This is a genomic window from Mycobacterium sp. 5-140-3-2, from assembly GCF_035666375.1.
Taxonomy (GTDB): domain Bacteria; phylum Actinomycetota; class Actinomycetes; order Mycobacteriales; family Mycobacteriaceae; genus Mycobacterium; species Mycobacterium intracellulare.
This window is the reverse complement of the sequence record NZ_CP142025.1, coordinates 1,149,684-1,167,039: the sequence shown is the minus strand read 5'-3', so window position 1 is coordinate 1,167,039 and position 17,356 is coordinate 1,149,684. Positions and strand designations below refer to the sequence as shown.

The 17,356-nt window shown below is 67.6% G+C and carries 15 protein-coding genes and 1 riboswitch; of the genes, 7 read left to right on the top strand and 8 right to left on the bottom strand.

Annotated elements, in window-relative coordinates; all coding sequences use genetic code 11:
* Positions 1–55: 55 nt before the first annotated feature.
* From P6281_RS05810 to P6281_RS05775, 8 genes are all read right to left on the bottom strand, one after another.
* Positions 56–718 carry a maleylpyruvate isomerase family mycothiol-dependent enzyme gene (locus P6281_RS05810; RefSeq protein ID WP_014381988.1) on the bottom strand — a complete coding sequence of 221 codons (663 nt, stop codon included), beginning with the start codon at positions 716–718 and terminating at the stop codon, positions 56–58.
* Positions 719–805: 87 nt separating this feature from the next.
* Positions 806–2,290: an aldehyde dehydrogenase family protein gene (locus P6281_RS05805; RefSeq protein WP_014381987.1), complete on the bottom strand. Its 1,485-nt coding sequence runs from the start codon at positions 2,288–2,290 to the stop codon at positions 806–808.
* 90 nt (positions 2,291–2,380) lie between these two features.
* Entirely contained in the window at positions 2,381–3,598 is a 1,218-nt protein-coding gene (locus P6281_RS05800; protein WP_014941423.1) for a cytochrome P450, read from the bottom strand.
* Positions 3,599–3,608: 10 nt separating this feature from the next.
* Positions 3,609–4,622, bottom strand: coding sequence for an SDR family oxidoreductase (locus P6281_RS05795; protein ID WP_202349736.1), 1,014 nt, complete (start codon positions 4,620–4,622; stop codon positions 3,609–3,611).
* Positions 4,615–5,763, bottom strand: a complete 1,149-nt coding sequence (locus tag P6281_RS05790) for a spirocyclase AveC family protein (RefSeq protein WP_029385560.1) — start codon at positions 5,761–5,763, stop codon at positions 4,615–4,617. Before P6281_RS05790 ends, P6281_RS05795 begins: the two co-directional genes overlap by 8 nt.
* Before the next feature lie 5 nt (positions 5,764–5,768).
* Complete coding sequence (locus tag P6281_RS05785) at positions 5,769–6,887, bottom strand: ABC transporter substrate-binding protein (protein ID WP_009957561.1); 1,119 nt, start codon at positions 6,885–6,887, stop codon at positions 5,769–5,771.
* A gap of 87 nt (positions 6,888–6,974) precedes the next feature.
* Positions 6,975–7,835 (bottom strand): CbbQ/NirQ/NorQ/GpvN family protein, encoded by an 861-nt coding sequence (locus P6281_RS05780; RefSeq protein WP_201358826.1) that lies wholly within the window; start codon positions 7,833–7,835, stop codon positions 6,975–6,977.
* A 55-nt stretch (positions 7,836–7,890) separates the two neighbouring features.
* A complete protein-coding gene (locus tag P6281_RS05775; protein ID WP_324738645.1) occupies positions 7,891–9,651 on the bottom strand; it encodes a nitric oxide reductase activation protein NorD in 1,761 nt (586 codons plus the stop codon).
* A 141-nt stretch (positions 9,652–9,792) separates the two neighbouring features.
* Here P6281_RS05775 and P6281_RS05770 point away from each other — a divergent pair, with 141 nt between their 5' ends.
* The 7 genes from P6281_RS05770 (at position 9,793) to P6281_RS05740 (ending at position 16,943) form a co-directional block, all read left to right on the top strand.
* Positions 9,793–10,782 (top strand): SDR family NAD(P)-dependent oxidoreductase, encoded by a 990-nt coding sequence (locus tag P6281_RS05770; protein WP_202349734.1) that lies wholly within the window; start codon positions 9,793–9,795, stop codon positions 10,780–10,782.
* A 142-nt stretch (positions 10,783–10,924) separates the two neighbouring features.
* Positions 10,925–12,100, top strand: a complete 1,176-nt coding sequence (locus P6281_RS05765; protein WP_179960062.1) for an acyl-CoA dehydrogenase family protein — start codon at positions 10,925–10,927, stop codon at positions 12,098–12,100.
* Entirely contained in the window at positions 12,097–13,209 is a 1,113-nt protein-coding gene (locus P6281_RS05760) for an acyl-CoA dehydrogenase family protein (RefSeq protein WP_202349733.1), read from the top strand. The genes P6281_RS05765 and P6281_RS05760 overlap by 4 nt, the downstream gene beginning before the upstream one ends.
* A complete protein-coding gene (locus P6281_RS05755; RefSeq protein ID WP_202349732.1) occupies positions 13,209–13,856 on the top strand; it encodes a nitroreductase family protein in 648 nt (215 codons plus the stop codon). Before P6281_RS05760 ends, P6281_RS05755 begins: the two co-directional genes overlap by 1 nt.
* A 138-nt stretch (positions 13,857–13,994) precedes the next feature.
* Complete coding sequence (locus P6281_RS05750) at positions 13,995–15,275, top strand: TetR/AcrR family transcriptional regulator (RefSeq protein WP_202349731.1); 1,281 nt, start codon at positions 13,995–13,997, stop codon at positions 15,273–15,275.
* Between the two features lie 97 nt (positions 15,276–15,372).
* A complete protein-coding gene (locus P6281_RS05745) occupies positions 15,373–16,215 on the top strand; it encodes an SDR family oxidoreductase (RefSeq protein WP_008254428.1) in 843 nt (280 codons plus the stop codon).
* An 86-nt stretch (positions 16,216–16,301) separates the two neighbouring features.
* Positions 16,302–16,943, top strand: a complete 642-nt coding sequence (locus P6281_RS05740) for an SDR family oxidoreductase (protein ID WP_064893822.1) — start codon at positions 16,302–16,304, stop codon at positions 16,941–16,943.
* A gap of 73 nt (positions 16,944–17,016) precedes the next feature.
* A riboswitch (cobalamin riboswitch) is annotated at positions 17,017–17,240 on the top strand.
* Positions 17,241–17,356 lie beyond the last annotated feature (116 nt).

Here is a 17,356-nt window from a genome sequence, read left to right as displayed (position 1 = left end):
GTGAACCCGGGCGACGCGACTTCACCTGCCAATCTAGGGCTGAACAAATATTAGGTCAAGCTTTGCGGCGAGGGTCACCGGACTGCACCGACAACCGCGAGACAAGTATCGGCAGGCCGGGCCCGTCGAGCATGCCTAGGAGCGCAGTGCGGCCGGTGACAGCCAGCATCAGAGCGGCGACCGGTCCGCGGATTTCCGCACCGCTGCCCCAAGCCCAGTCAATATCACCGGCGCACAGGCGGATTCCGCGTAATCGCCCGAGGGGAACGAAGCCGAACGGCCACCGGCCGGTCAAGAAGTCCATGGCCAATGCTGCTCGCTGCGGATCGGGTTGGAAGGGCAGTCCGAGTGGGATCCGGATGTCAGCGCTATGCACCAAGACATCCGCCAGTGGGTCCAGCGGTCCGAATAGTGGCGGATCGATCCGGCGATCCGCGCACTCGCGCAGACTGGCTACGATCTCAGCGGCCGGCAATTCGCCACGGCGGCGGGCCAATTCGTCGATCGCGCGAGCCATGCTCCTACGGCGCAGCGCGAGCCGCAGGAATGTGGGGGTGCCATCCGTGGCACTGCTGACCGCATGAGCGGCGACTGTCTTGACATCCCAACCCGCACACAGGCTCGGCGTGGCCAATTGTGCGGGGCTCAATCCGTCCAGCAGACATGCGATGCGACGCCGCTCGTCGGCGACGGCGGCGAAGACGAATTCGCGGTCCACACGCATGGGTTACCGCAACGAGATTGTCACCACGGCCGTGCCTAAGCCCGAAACCGCGACCCTGGCGGCAATCCGTCGAAAGGTGATCTACCCGGCAGGGTATGCGACCGACTTGATCTCGGTGTACTGGTCGAACCCGGCCACACCGTTCTGGCGCCCCACACCGCTTTCCTTGTAGCCACCGAACGGCGTGTCGGCCCCGTACGGGGCGCCACCGTTGACGCCCATGAAGCCGGCCTTGATGCGGCGTGTGACCGACAGCGCACGCTCGAGGGAACCGGCGAAGACGTTGCCGGCCAGCCCGTACACGCTCTCGTTGGCGATCCGGATCGCGTCCTCTTCGTCATCGAACGGGATGACCGAGAGTACCGGGCCGAAGATCTCCTCCTGCGCGATGGTCATCTTGTTGTCGACGTTGGTGAAAAGCGTCGGCCGGATGAAGTATCCCTTATCAAAGCCGGTTTCCGCGCCGGGGCCGCCGACCAGCGCGGTGGCGCCCTCGTCGACACCCTTCTGGATGTAGCCGGTGACGCGCTCGAACTGGCGTTGCGAGATCACCGGCCCGCACAGCGTTGCGGGGTCCTGCGGGTCGCCGCATGTCACGTTCTCGTAGATGTTCTTCAGGATCTCCACGCCCTCGTCGTACCGGGACCGTGGCAACAACAGCCGGGTCGGGTTGGCGCACCCCTGACCGGCGTGCATGCACGGCGCGATGCCGACCATGCACGCCGTCCCGAAGTCCGCGTCCTCCAGGACGATGGTCGCCGACTTGCCGCCGAGCTCCAAAAACAGCCGCTTCATGGTGGCCGCACCCTTTTCCATGATCCGCTTGCCGACGACCGTCGAACCGGTGAAGGAGATCAGGTCGACCTTCGGCGACAGCGTGAGCTCCTCGCCCACGAAGTGGTCGGACGCGGTGACGACGTTGACCACACCGGCGGGGATGTCGGTCTTCTCGGCGATCAACCGGCCGAGCCGGGTGGCGTTGAACGGCGTGTTCGGCGCCGGCTTGAGCACCACCGTGTTGCCGGTGCCCAGCGCCTGGCCGAGCTTGTTGAGGGTGACCTCGAACGGGAAGTTCCACGGCACGATCGCCCCGACCACACCCACCGGCTCCCGCCAGACCTTGCGGGTGGTTAGCGTGCCGGTGAGGCTGATGACCTTGTCGCCCAGGTCGGTCTCCCACGCATACTCGTCGATCAACCGGGCGGGATACTTCAGCCCGTCTTCCAGCGGGGCGTCCAGCTGGGGGCCGAACGTGATGGCCCGCGGCGAGCCGACCTCAAGGATCAGCTCCTCGCGCAGTTCTTCCTTCTCCGATTCGATCGCCTCGTGCAGCTGTAGCAGGCAGCGTTTGCGCAACTCCTTGTTGGTGGACCAGTCGGTCTCGTCGAAGGCGCGCCGGGCGGCGTCGATGGCCCGGTGCATGTCCTCCTTGGAGGCGTCGGCCACCTCCCCGAGCGACTCTTCGGTCGCCGGATTGATGTTCGTGAAGGTGCCGGCCTGCCCGTCAACGAGCTTGCCGTCGATCATCATCTTCGGCTCGAAGCGGACCTTTACAGCCTCAGTCATATCTGTCACTCTCTTCTGGGTCGTTGAAGGGCTACTGAGAGCCTTACCGCAACCTAGCCGATTGGCAAGTTGCAACCGCTGCCGGGCTGGTTACTGCGGATCGAACAGCACCGGAACCGACGTCGGTGACCGGAAGACCTGACCGCGGATGTGCGGGTCGTCCCCGTCGGGGTCCAGCCGAAGATTCGGCAGGCGGTCGAGCAGCAGGTTGATGGCGGTGCGCATCTCGAGGCGCGCCAGGTGCATGCCGAGGCAGACGTGTACGCCGTGCCCCCAGCCCAGGTGCGCCCGAGCCTCCCGGTGGATGTCGAACTTGTTCGGATCGGGGTAGCGATCCTCTTGCCGGTTCGCCGAACCGAGCATCGGCATCACCGTCGCCCCGGCCGGAATCGCCACGCCGCCCAGTTCGGTGTCGCGGGTCGCCACCCGGGTGATGGTCAACAGCGGTGATTCCCAGCGCACGCCCTCCTCGATCGCCTGGGGCAGCAGCGATCGATCCGCGCGGATGGCATCCAGCTGCGCCGGATCCGACAACAGCGCCAAGAGCAGGCTGCCGAGTGCGCGGTAGGTCGTCTCGACGCCCGCTGGCAGCAGCAGCCGAAGGAACGAGAAGATCTCCTCGTCCGCGAGCTTCTCCCCGTCGATCTCGGCCGCACCTAGGGCGCTGATCAAGTCGTCCTTCGGGTCGGCCCGGCGGGCCTCGAGTATCGGCGCGAAGTACTCGCACAGAGCGGCTGAGGCCGCAAGCCCGCGTTCGGGGTTCATCAGCCAGCTCAGCAGCGAAATCGACCACCGCTGAAACTGTGGGTAATCCTTCTCCGGCAAGCCCAGCAACCCCGCGATGATCTGGCTCGGGTAGTCGAAGGTGAATTCCTTGACCAGATCCGCCTTACCGTTGGGTGCGAACTTGTCGATCAAGCCGTTCGCCACGCGGCCGACCAACTCGTCCTGCCAGCGCGCCAACGACTTCTGCGAGAACGCCTTCGATACCAAGGAACGCAACCGTCCGTGGATCGGCTCGTCCATGCCCAGCATTACGCCCTCGCCCAGCACGGGACCGAACGCGGCGATGACCGCGGCCGAGGAGAACGTCTCGTTGTCGCGCAGCATCTGCTGGATGTCCTCGTGGCGATACACGATGAACATGGGCAGCCCTTCCTCGTGCGGAAGCGCTCCCGAGGTCTCGAGTCGCTGCACCGGTTCCTCGTGGCGCAGCCGCGCCAATTCGGTGTACGGGTCGCGCACGTCGCCGGATATCGCGTCGTCGAAGGCGCCGAAATCCGCTAGATCGTCGAAAAGTTGTTCCATGGTTGCCCCTCTAATCCCCTTGCGTTGCCGCATTCTTTTGCGACGAGGACCGCCCCGCTACCGCGGCCAAGCGCTGCAGTACCGGCTGCGGAAGAACGCGGGCGACGAAGACCATCGCCTTTTGACTTGTCGTCAACGGCCACGCCCCGCCCCGCATCGACCCCTGTTTGGGTATGCCCAGCACGGTCCGCGACATGTGGTGCATGCCCGAGGCGGGCAGGATCCTGTTGGCCGCCAGCAAGATCGACGCGTCCGGGCCGATGCCGCGGCGGCGAAACGGCGCGCGGTCCTCGAGCGCCCTGAGCAGGCCATCGGTGAAGCGCTCCGGTGGCCGGGCCATCTTCATCGCCAAGCGACCGCGGCTGTTCATGGTGTTGTGCAGCCGGGCGTACGGGCCCTCGAAGTTGCGATCGTCGGTGGTGCCGGCGTCGGTGATGATCTCGGTGTCATAGGTGCCGGCGACCACCACGGTGACCCCGAGTCCGAAGGGCGCGATCTCGCACGCCATCGATTCCCCCCACCGCTCCAGCGCCCCCTTGGCCGCCGAGTACGGCGCGGTGGCGGGCTGACCGCGCACTCCAGCGGCGCTGGACACCAACACAATTCGGCCCGCACCGGCCGCGCGCATCGACGGCAGCAGGGCCTGGGTGAGCGCGACGGGCCCCAGGACGCTGGTGGCGAACATGCGCTGCCACAACGCCATGTCGGTCTCCTCCACCATTCCGGCGGCGGAGATGCCCGCGTTGTGCACCAGCGCATACGGTGCACCCACGGCCTCTTCGATGGCCTTGGCCGCCGCGGTGATCGACGCGGTGTCCGTCAGGTCGAGCTGCACACCGATCAACCGTTCGTCGTCGGGCGACAGCCCTCGGTCCTGAATCGCCCGACGCAGCAGCGGCATTCCCCGGTCGGGTGTGCGCATGGCCGCGACGACCCGCCACCCCTCCCGATACAGCCGCACCGCCGAGGCGAACCCCAACCCGCGCGACGCGCCGGTGATGACGACCGTGCGCGGCTCAGCCATGGTTGCCCGACGGGGGAGTCGCACACGGGCCTTCGCCCGGCGGCGGCGGCTCGACGTGGGGTCGACCGTTGGGCTCCCCGCTCGCCCACGTCGACCAGATGCCGACCGAGAACGGACCCTGCGCGCCCGCCTTCTCGTAGAAGCCTTGCGGGTCATAGACTTTGGCCTCGGGGTACGGCCACGGGCACGCCACCGAGGTGGCGGCATGGCTGACCTTGATGACCCAGAACCAGCCGCCGTACGCGAAGTAGGACACGTTGATGATGACGAACATCACCAGGAACGTGCCCAGCACCGGTCGCCCCGGGAACAACTTCGCCTTTGCAGCAAGCTTTTCCGCGACCGACTTACCCGTGTCGTCGCGGTAACACAGGATCGCGGCCGGCACCATCACGAAGCACACCGAGAACGACTCCCAGATCAACGGGAACTGGAATGTCGTGCCGGTGAACACCGATCCCCAAGGAATGACCTGCGAGTAGATGTACATGCCCCAGTGGACGAGGGTGTTCTCCAGGAAGGCGTCGAAAACGAAACCGATCACCAGGGTGATCAGACCCAGGCACACCAACGGGTGCCGCGACGCATAGCTCGCGGGCCCGTATTTCGCCTGCAGCTTGCGCAGCAGCCAGACGGCCGGGAAGTAGGGGCCGAAGTAGAACATCACGTAACCGAAGACCACGAACGGCTCGACCGTCGGCGACAGCGAAACCAGCGGCCAGGATTCCGGCCAGTGCACCAGATCGGGGTTGTAGACCGCGAACGGCGACCAGTTCATGATCGGGTCCTGCCACACGATCAGCGTGGTGCACAAGAACATCAGCATCGCCGGGCTGCCGGGGTTGCGGCGCCAGCCCCTGATGAAGACGATCAACAGCACGATCAGCGCCACCACGGTGGCCCAGTCCAGGAAGTCGATGTAGTCCAGCCCGAACATGAACTTCACCGGGCGCGGCCGCCCCTGCACGTTCGGATTGGCCACGCGCGGGTCGAGGGCCACCCGGCAGTTCGCGATGAAGAACAACACGAAGGCGGCCAGTGCGGCGCCGGAGATCCAACCGCCCCAGCCGCGCCTGTTGGTTCGCGGCGGGGAAACCGTTTCCTGCTGCGCGGCAGGGGGTGTGGACTGTTCGGTGGACATCGTCGTCACCCTTCCTCGCCGAAGCGATCAACCAGGTGCGAGTTGACGCCGTCGGCATCCAACGTCCGGGCCACGAGATACCCGGCGCCCATCCATGCCCGGCGCGTCCACTTGCCGAAGGAGACCCGGGTTCCGGGCGCCCCCGAGGCGGCGGGCATCATCTTCACCCGCTCCAGCGCCTCCTTGACGCCGCGCGGGCTGAGCGGGTGCGCGTCGGTGAATGCGCGCACGAGTGTCGCGGCGACGTCGCGATTCACCACGGTCACGCAGAACTCGGGGCGGCTGCCGTTGTACTTCTTGGCGTAGCTGTCGAGGAAGTCCTGGCCGATACGGTTGGCCTCGTCGTATTGGTCGACGCCGATCCAGCCCATGAACGCGTTCCACATGATCGGGTTCACCCAGGCGTTCTGCCACGCGGTGGTGGTGAAACGGGGTGGGTCCCAGCCGAGAGCCTCGAGCGCCGGGTTGATGAAGACGATCCCGAACCCGAATCCCAGGTGCACGATCGCCTCGGCCTTTGCCTCGTGGAGCGTCTGCACCGCAGCGTTGATGTCCTGAGCCGTCTGGGCGATCGCGGCCTCCGCCACGATCCGAATGCCCTTGCGCCGACAGGCACTTCGCAGGTTTTTCAGGTAGCTCTCCCCGATGAGGCTCTGCTCGACCAGGACACCGACCTCGGCGAGTCCCCGCTTGGCGATCAGGTCGGCCAGGAAGATGGGTTCGTCGGTCATCGATCCCTGGGGGAACGCGAAGGTCCACTCGCCTAGCCAGTCGTCGGTGCCGGTCACGCTGATCGCGGGCACCTTGAACCGCTCCTCGATCGCTTCGCGCAACGGCACACAGTTGTCGGTGATGTTGGGGCCGAAGACCACCAGGCAGCCCTCGTCGACCAGTTCGCCGTAGGCATCGATCACCGCCTTGACCGAACCCTTGGGCAGGCCCTCCACCTCGCGATAGATCATCTGCACCGGACGGTCCATCAGGCCCTGGGCGACGGCCTCCTCGAAGATGAGGTCGAAGGTCTGGGTGAACGACGCGAAAAGATCCTCCGGAAAGCCCGGCGGCAGCGTGAAATCCATCAGGTAACCGACCTTGATCGGCTCAGCGCTGCTCTCGTAGGACATCTGACCTCCCGGGTGACGAACTCAGGCGCGCGCCCCAAATCAAAAACCTAATATTTGTTCAGACCCTAGCCGGGCCGGTATGCAGCGTCAATGACCGGGCCCGTCGGGCCCGCACAGATAGATCTCGATCATCTCGCCCAGGGCCCTGCCCACCGCCACATCGTCGGTGAGCGGCCCCGCGATGGCGGCCCGGGCGGCCTCTTTCATGCTCAGCCCCTCGGCCACCAGCCTGCCCGCCGCGATCAGCACGCGCGTCGACGCGACCTCACGCAGCCCACCGGTCTCCAGCCGGCGGATCGCCTGGCCGAAACGGACCAACTCGGCCGCGATGGCGGCGTCCACCCCGGCCTCGTGCGCAACGATTCCCTCTTCGACATCGGCTGCGGGGAAGTCGAATTCGATCGCGACCATGCGCTGCCGGGTCGAATCCTTGAGGTCCTTGAGCACGCTCTGATACCCCGGGTTGTACGACACCACCAGGCCGAATCCGGGGGCGGCGTCCAGCGTGACACCGAGCCGCTCGATGGGCAGCTGTCGGCGGTGGTCGGCGAGCGGATGCAGGACCACGGTGGTGTCCTGCCGGGCTTCGACCACTTCGTCGAGGTAGCAGATGGCACCCTCGCGCACGGCCCGGGTCAGCGGGCCGTCCACCCAGACGGTCTCGTCACCGCGCAGCAGATAGCGGCCGACCAGGTCCGCGGTCGTCAGGTCGTCATGACAGGCGACGGTGATCAGCGGCCGGCCCAGGTCGTAGGCCATCGCCTCGACGAATCGGGTCTTTCCGCAGCCCGTCGGACCCTTGAGGACCAGCGACAGGCACTGGCGGTACGCCGCCTTGAAGACGGCCTCTTCGCTGCCCACCGCCTGGTAATAGGGCCGCACTTCTCCCTTTTCGTCCCCCTCGGACTTACCGCGGTCGAAGTACGCAAGCCCGGACTCGTTGGCCATAGCTTCCCTTCAGATCGTCCGGCGATTGGAGCCTAGCCGGAACAGATGTTTGTTTTCAAGCGTCGTGACGTGCGGGGCCGGTGAGTTGGCGCGCCAACTGTGTTCTGGGACTTGACATCACCGACACTCTGCGGCGAACCTCCGCCGAGCGCAGCGCAGACCGAAACAGGGGGCCGACGACGCCGGCCAGCTGATCGGGGCGTGCGATCGTCGCGTGCGCGGCGCTGCCGAACACCCTGCGCAGCGATTGCACGTCGGTGCCCGCGCCGACGGTCAGGCACACACAGCCGGTCCCCCGCCGGCGGGCCTCGGTCAGGGCGCGGCGCGCGTCGGCGGCACCGTAGGCGCGCTCGTATCCGTGGTCGTAGGCGAGCCCGTCGGACAGCACCACCAGCAGCCGCCGCGACGTTCCGCCGCGCGCCTCCAGGACCGCCGAACCGTGCCGGATCGCCGCGCCGAGCCGCGAGTACGCGCCGGGTTCCAGGCTGTTGAGCCGCCGGATGACCAGGGCGTTCAGCTGGTCGTCGAACCGCTTCACGGGCACCATGCTCACCGCGCGCCGGCCCTGCGAGTAGTAGGCGTAGAGCGAGACGCGGTCGCCCAGGTAGTGCAGGGCCACGGTGAGGTTGGCGACCGCGGCGCGCTGTTGCTCGTGGACCGTCCGCCCGACCGTTCCCGGTTCGCCCGCCGACCCCGACACGTCGAGCAGCAGCAACACCGACAGGTCGCGCCGGCGCCGCAGGCTGTCGAGGTACACCGCCTCGTCGGGCACCGCGCCGGCCCGCACTTCGACCCGGGCTTCGACGGCGGCATCGATGTCGATGTCGTCGCCTTGCGACTGCCGGTGCCGGCGGTGCAACCCCATGCCGAGCCGCGAAAGTGGCCGGCGCACCCCGATGGCGTCGTCGATGGCCTGTGTCGCGGTGGCCTTGATCTCGGGTTGGATCTCGCGCACGGTGCACCACGCGGGCCGGTAGCTCTTGCGTGCCACATCCCATTCCGGATACCGCACGCCGTCCGCGACGGGGTACTGCTCGTTCCCCTCGTCCCCGGGCGCCGACGCCAGCGACGCCACGGCGTAGGCGCCGCGCTTGGTGGAGTTGGTGCGATGCGTGAAGCCGTCCGCGCCGGGCGGACCCCCGCCGCTCCCGGTCTTGCGCGCGGACGACAGCATCTTTTTCAGCCATTTGCCGATGAAGCCGCCCCCGCCCACCGGGCTGGTGAACAAGTCCGGGTCGTCGGAATCGTCGACGTCACCGTCGTCGAGCTCCTCGAGTTCCCGCTTCTGATCGCTCGAGTTTCGCGGAACGTGTTGGGGCTCAGCCTGGTTCCGTTGCGGTGCCAGGCGGGAGGCCGCCGCCACCACCTTCGCCGCACGGATCACGCCGAATTCCGGTCGCGGGTCCTCGACGGCGCCCCGGGCGGAGGCGATGCGCAGCGACGCCGCGGGCGAGTCACCGCGGCCGGCGACGCCGCGATCACCGACCGACGCGAGGATGCCCGGCAGCACGTCGGCGTTACTCACCAGTGCGCGATGACCCTCCACCGCCAGATAGCGTCTGGCCAGCCGCGGGTGGCGCACCAGGGCGCGCACCACGTCGGAATCCAGACTGCCGGCCGCGATCATCGAGGCCTGCACCGCAACCGATGCGAGCCGCTCGCGGTCTGGCGCGGCCGGGTCGACGTAGATCGTCTGTCCGTCCGTCCACGGCGGTTCACCCGGCTGCAGTTCGGCGACGGCCACCGCGCGGCCCGCCAGCGCCGAGGCCAGCATCGCGAGCCCCCGCACCCGGTCGCCACGCGCGTCGTCCGCCACCCCGGACCTCCGAACCAGTCGTTGACCAAATATCTGTTCCACCGTAAAGTCCGCCCTGAGCGCAGTCAATCGCCCGGGTTGGTCTGTCCCAACGGGTCGGAGCTCCACCGTGGGTGGACACGAGTTAGTCGGGAGCACATCATGATTGACTTCACCGGCCAGGTGGCGGTAGTGACCGGCGCCGGCCGCGGGCTCGGTCGGCTGTACGCGCTCGACCTGGCCCGCCGCGGCGCCACAGTGGTGGTCAACGACCTGGGCGGCGGAATGCGGGGCCTACCAAACGAAGCCGCCGACGCCCGCGTGGCCGACGACGTGGTCGACGAGATCACGAAGGCCGGCGGCACCGCGATCGCTTCCTACGACTCGGTCGACACCCCCGCCGGTGGTCAGGCGATCGTCGACACCGCGGTCGACACGTACGGGCGCCTGGACGCGGTGATCAGCAACGCCGGCATCTTCGGCAGTGCACCCTTCGAGGACCTCTCGCACGACGACTGGGCGCGCATGCTGCGGGTGCATCTCGACGGCGGCTTTCACCTGTCGCAGCCCGCGTACCGCGTGATGAAGAAGAACGGAGGCGGCCGATTCGTGTTCATCTCGTCATCCGCCGGGATCTTCGGTCAGCCGATGGAGGCGCACTACGCCGCAGCCAAGGCCGGCCTGGTCGGGTTGACGCACGTCATCGCGATCGAAGGCGAGGCACACGGGATACTCGCCAATTCCGTGCTGCCGACCGGCTTCTCGCGCATGGTCACCGAAACCGTCGGTGACGAGAAGTTCCTCGCCGAATCCGGGTTCATGCAGGCCATCAGGCCCGAACTCGTCGTGCCGTTGGTGATTTTTCTCGCCAGCAGGGCCTGCACGTTCAGCCATCGCAACTATTCGGCATCCGCCGGCCGCTACGCGCGGGTGTTCGTGGGCCTCACCCAAGGATGGCTCTCCGACGCGGGCAGCCGGCCCACCGCCGAGGACATCGAGGCACACCTCGAGCAGATGTCGTCGACGGAGAAGTTCATCATCCCCGCATCGATCGTCGACGAGGTGCTCGAAGTGTGCGCGCGGCGCGGTGTCAGCCCGATGCCGGGCGGGACCGACATCGAATTCCCCGCACCCCAACACCACGGGAGCTGACCGTGGATGACCAACTGCGCGAGCAGGTCCGGCGCCCGGTCGATCGCACGGCGATCTACGACCGCGCGCAGCGCTGCGCGCGCGGTCGGGGCCGCGCACGCCCCGTGATCGTCCGCTTCTGGCGTCGCGTCATTGACCCCCTATGTGCCCAACCGTAAAGTCCGGGAAAGTGGACTTCTCATACCCGGCGGAAGTGGAACAGTTCCGCACCGAGCTGCGTGAGTGGCTTTCGGAAAACCTGACCGACGAGCTGGTGGCCGCCCGCCGGCCCACCGGGCGCGACGACGCCGCGTTCGAGAAGCTGCGCGTGTGGAACGCGACGATGGCCGACGCGGGATGGGCCGCGGTGTCGTGGCCGCGTGAGTACGGCGGGCGCGGCGCGTCGGTGCTCGAGCAACTGGTCTACACCGAGGAAACCACCCGCGCCCGAGCGCCCGTGCCGCTCAACGTCATTGGGCTGAACAATATCGCGCCGGCGATCATGCAATACGGCACCGAGTCCCAGAAGCGCACCCTGCTCCCGCGCATGATGCGCGCCGACGACATCTGGTGTCAGGGCATGTCGGAACCCGAGGCGGGCTCGGACCTCGCGGCGTTGCGCACCCGCGCCGTGCGTGACGGCGACGACTTCATCGTCAACGGCCAAAAGATCTGGACGTCGCTGGGACATCGGGCCGACTGGTGCCAGCTCTACGTGCGCACCGATCCCGACGCTCCCAAGCACAAGGGGATCTCCTGTCTGATCGTCGACATGACCCTGCCCGGCATCGAGGCACGCCCGCTGGTCACGCTCAACGGCGACGCCGACTTCGCCGAGGTGTTCTTTCACGACGTGCGGGTGCCGTCGGACGCCTTGCTCGGGCCACTCAATGCCGGCTGGCAGGTGGCCACCACCACGCTCAGCCACGAGCGTGCCGGGGCCGCCCGGTTGTACGCCGAGATGCAGGTGCGGCTCGAAGAGCTGGTGGACGATCTCGCCGCGGCGGACACCGGCGCGCTGGACGACCCGGTCACGCTGCGGCGCCTCGGTGAAATCGCCGTCCGCATCAAGTATCTCGAAGTCCTGTGTCAACGATCGATCTCGGCCACGATGCACGGCGGTGATGCATTGGGGTCGGCCAGCCTCGCCAAGACCGTGTGGGGCGAGATCGGGCAGGACCTGGCCGCCCTGGCCTTTGACGCGCTGGGCGGCCGCGACACCGGTGCCCCGTGGGCGGACTACCGCCTGACGTCGCGCGCGCTGACCATCGCGGGCGGCACCAGCCAGATCAACAAGAACATCACCGCCCAACGGGTACTGGGGCTGCCGCGAAAATGAACCTCGAACTCAGCGACGAGCAGGCAGCGCTGCGCGACACCACGCGGCGCTTCCTCGCCGAAAAGGCCTCCGTCTCCGACCACGTGCGCCCGCTACTCGACGACCCGACCGGCACCGATGAGTCGGTGTGGCGGGGCCTGGCCGGTCTCGGCGTCACCGGTCTGCTGGTGCCGGAGGACTGCGGCGGCTGCGGCATGACGATGGTCGAGGCCGGCATCGTCGCCGAAGAGCTGGGGGCCGCACTGCATCCGGGACCGTGGTTGTCGACCGCGGTGGCCGCCCCACAGGCGCTGAACCTGTTGGGCGCCAACGATACCGCCGCAGAGCTGCTGCGCGGGATCGCGGACGGCACCACGATCGCCGCCGTCTGCTTCCTGGACCTCGGCAACGCGTCCGTCACCGCCAGCCGCCGCGACGACGGCATAACGCTCCGCGGCGAGGCCACCGGCGTACCCGATGCCGCCGCCGCCGACGAGCTGCTCGTGCTCGCCGACGATGCCGGCGACACCGGGCTTTTCGCGGTGCGAAACGGCTCGCCCGGGGTGTCAATTGCGGCCCAGCCCGGCATCGACCCGACCCGCAAGCAGTTTCGCGTCTCGTTCGACGCCGCCCCCGCCCGGCGCCTGGCCCCGGTGTCTGCGCACCAGATCGCCGCGGTGATCGACGACGTGCTGATCGCGTCCGCCGCCGACGCGCTCGGCGCCGCGCGCGCAGTCATGGACCTCGCCGTCGGCTACGCCAAAGCCCGAACGCAATTCGATCAACCGATCGGCTCGTTCCAGGCGATCCAGCACCTGTGCGTCGACATGTACGAGACCGTCGAGCTGGCCCGCAGCGGGGTGATCCACGCCCTGTGGGCCAGCGACGCGCACCCCGGCACCGACGGCGGCGAGCGGCATGTTGCCGCGCTGCGGGCCAAGGCGTTCGCCGGGCGGCTGGCGACCGTGGCCGACACCGCCATCCAGGTGTTCGGCGGGATCGGCTACACCTGGGAGCACGACGCTCACCTCTATCTCAAGCGCTTGCTGGGCTGGAGCGCGTTTCTCGGCGGGCCCGACCGGTACCTCACCGAAATCGGTGCGCGCCTTGCGAAGAGAGGCCGTCACTGATGGAGATCGACTATCTGCTCACCGCAACCCCGTCGGCGCGAAAGTCGCTCGACCTGGACGCCGACGTCGATCTCGGCGACATCCGTGAGTGCCTGCGGATCGGCCTGCAGGCCGCGAACGGGTCCAACGCGCAGTCGTGGCGCTGGCTCGTGATCGCCGATCCGGCGCTGCGCGCCAAGATCGCCGAGCTGTATCGCGAGGCCTACCTGCGGCGGGTCGGCGGGCAGCTGCTTGCCGATCTGATGCCGGCGGGAACACCCGAGAGCCGGGTCATGTCGTCCACCGAGTGGCTGGTGGAGAACATGGCGCGCGTGCCGCTGCTGGTGATCCCTTGCTATGAGGCCTACTTGCCGCGCATCGACGGTGACGAATCGTTCCACCTGGCAACGCTGTACGGTTCGATCTTCCCGCCGGTGTGGAATTTTCAGCTGGCCCTGCACACCCGCGGATACGGGACCTGCATCACGACGCTGCACCTGCACCACGAGGAAGAAGTCCGAAAGTTGCTCGGGATTCCGCAAACCTACGTTCAGGGCTGCCTGCTGCCGGTGGGCCGCCTACGCGCGGGCCGCACCTTCCGGCCGGCCCCGCGGCGCCCGGTCGAGGACGTGGTCGCGCGCGACCGCTGGGATGGCCCGGCGCTCTAGAATGGGGTTTTCGCCGCTTGTGCAGCGCATTCATCGGGTCCGGGTCTGATAGCCTCTAACAAAGATTTGGTTCGGCACGAGAGGACGAATGCGCATGCTCGCCACCCCGCACTCGTCCGGACTCCCACACCGCTGATCATGGCGAAAGCCGAGTCACTGCGGTCCGGCGGAATCACCGACTCCCCCACGCGCCGCGCCGAGATCCTTGCCACGGCGGCATCACTGATTGCGTCCTCCGGATTGCGGACCTCGCTACAGGAAATCGCCGATGCCGCAGGCATTCTTCCCGGCAGCCTGTATCACCACTTCGAGTCCAAAGAGGCGATCCTCGTCGAGCTGATCCGGCGCTACCAAGACGATCTGGAACGGATCGGCCGGTCCGCGCAGGCGAAGCTGGACGAACCGGACTCCCGTCCGGTCGCCGAACAGATCATCGAGCTCGGGGCGGCGATCGCCAACTGCGCCGTCGAACACCGCGCCGCCCTGCAGATGTCCTTCTACGAGGGGCCGAGCACGGATCCGGAGCTGATCAAGCTGACGCAGCAGCGGCCGGTCGCGATTCAGCAGGCGATGCTGCAAACGCTGCGCGCCGGCCGCTGGAGCGGTTACATCAAACCCGACATCGACCTGCCCACGCTGGCCGACCGCATCTGCCAAACCATGCTGCAGGTCGGCCTCGACGTCATGCGCCACAAATCTCCCGGGGATCAGGTGGCCGGCCTGCTGTGCCGAATCATCCTGCAAGGGTTGGCAACTCGCTCGCCGACCGACGCCGCGCTGGACCGCTCGAAGGCCTTCGCCGCCGCCGACGACGTCATCGCCACCTGGTCCGACGACAGCGACGCCGACCCTAGCGACAAGGCGGCACTCGTGCGCGCGGTGGCGCGAACGGAATTCGGACGCAGGGGTTATGAGGTCACCACCATCAGGGACATCGCGTCGGCCGCCGGGCTTGGCACCGGGACCGTGTACCGGGTGATCGGATCCAAGGACGAGCTGCTCGCGTCGATCATGGAGTCCTTCGGCAAGAAGGTAGAGGCGGGCTGGGTCAACGTCCTGCGCTCGGATGCCACCCCGATCGAAAAGCTGGACGCGCTGAGTTGGGTCAACGTCAACGCGCTCGACCGGTTTTCCGACGAGTTCAGGATCCAACTCGCCTGGATGCGTCAATCGCCCCCGGACACGCCCAACCCGGGCTGGCTGTACGCCACGCGGCTGCGGCAAATGAAAACGCTGCTTTCCGAGGGGATCCGGTCCGGGGAGATCGGCGTCGACGCGCCGTCCACCGCGATGTTGGCACGCTGCGTGGTCGGCCTGCAGTGGATACCGGAGAACATCCTCCGAGACGTCGGCAAACGCGCGGGACTGGTGCACGCCCGCGACACCGTGCTGCGCGGCGTCGCCGTGCGCGGCAAGTAAAACCGCAATAACCCGCCCCGGTATTGAACCAAATAACTGTTACCCATACAGTTGAGCAGTTAGAACCGCGTTAGCATTATCCGAGAAGGGGATTTCCATGACCATTGTCGATCGGTTGCGCTACGACGGCAAGCGCGCTCTGGTGGTCGGCGGCGCGACTGGCATGGGCGCCGCCGCGGCCAAGTCAGCGGCCGAACTGGGCGCCGAAGTGATCGTGATGGACTACGCTCCGGTGGACTACAAGGTCGCCCAGTCCGTCCAGGTGGACCTGCGCGACCCCGCGTCCATCGATTCCGCCCTCGAGCAGGTCGACGGCCCCATCCACGCGGTGTTCTCCGCCGCCGGCGTCGCCGACGGAACGATCGACCTGATGAAGATCAACTTCATCGGCCACCGCCACCTGATCGACCGCCTGCTGGAAAAGGACCAACTGCCCAACGGCTCGGCCATCTGCTTCATCTCCTCGGTCGCGGGCATGGGCTGGGAGAACGACCTGGACCTGATGCTGGAATTCCTGGCCACCCCGGACTTCGCGGCGGCCGAGGCGTGGTGCCAGGCGCACGAGGCCGAAGGGATCAACCACTACGGCACCAGCAAGAAGGTGATCAACACCTACGTGGCGACGCAGGGCTACCCGTTGGCGAAGAAGGGCATTCGCATCAACGCGATCTGCCCCGGCCCGACCGACACCCCGCTGGCCCAGGCCAACGCCGACCTGTGGCTGTCCTTCGCCCAGGACTACCGCGACGAGACCGGCTCCAAAGTGCACACGCCCGAGCAGATGGGCGACGTGATGGCCTTCCTCAACAGCGAGGCGGCCTGCGGCGTCAGCGGGATCACCCTGCTGGTGGACTCGGGCCACACCATGGCCTCGATGACCGGCGCCTACGCGCCGGGCAAGCCGATCATCGACATCATCATGGGCAAGGTGAAGCTCTAACCTTTCTCCCGCGAGACCGTAACCGCCTACCGCTTACCCGGCGTTCGCGTCGGGAGTTGCAGTTTGGCGGGAAGTAGCGTGGGGGCATGGCTCGCATCGCCCTCATCGGCGGCCACGGCAAGGTCGCCCTGCAACTGGCCCGGATCCTGACCGAACGCGGCGACGACGTGAGCTCGGTCTTCCGCAACCCGGACCACGCCGGCGATGTCGCCGCCACCGGCGCCGAACCGGTGACGGCCGACATCGAGCGGCTCGACACCGACGCCCTGGCCGGCCTGCTGGCCGGGCATGACGCGATCGTGTTCTCCGCCGGGGCCGGCGGCGGCAACCCGGCACGGACCTATGCCGTCGACCGCGACGCGGCCATCCGGGTGATCGATGCCGCGGCCCAGGCGGGCGTCACGCGGTTCGTGATGGTGTCCTACTTCGGCGCGGGCCCGGATCATGGTGTGCCGCAAGACGACCCGTTCTTCGCCTACGCGGAGGCCAAGGCGGCCGCGGACGCCCACCTGCGCGCCAGCGACTTGGACTGGACGGTGCTGGGCCCGGGTCGGCTCACCCTCGAGCCGGCGACCGGGCGCATCGCGCTGGGCGAGGGCAAGGGCTCGGTTTCGCGCGCCGACGTCGCGCACGTCGCCGCCGCCGCGCTGGCGGACGACTCCACGATCGGCCGCACCATCGAGTTCAACAACGGTGACGTCCCGATCGCCCAGGCACTGGCTCGCTGACCCCGTCACCAGCGGAGTAAGCTGCGCTACGCAGCTGGTCTGCCGTCACCGCACAACGCGGCGTCGGCATCGAGCGAGACATGTTAGACATGCTTCGCAAGAGGGAACCCGGTGGGAGTCCGGGACTGTCCCGCAGCGGTATGCAGGAACGACCGCCGTCACGAGCACTGGTCTGGCGAAAAGACTGGGAAGCGACGGCCATTAGGAACTGCCCGGCTCCTCAGCGGCCCTTCCGGGCCGCATCGTCGGCCGGGCGTGAGCACCACCTGGTGCGCGCCTGCGAGTCCGAAGACCTGCCAGCTGTGCCGGACGCGCCGCGTCCGGCGGGCTCATCGCCTCGTGGAATGGGCGTTTGACCGTAACCGTTAGTGGTAAGTGCCTGAAAGAAAATCGGGCACGCACCGCGAGACGGT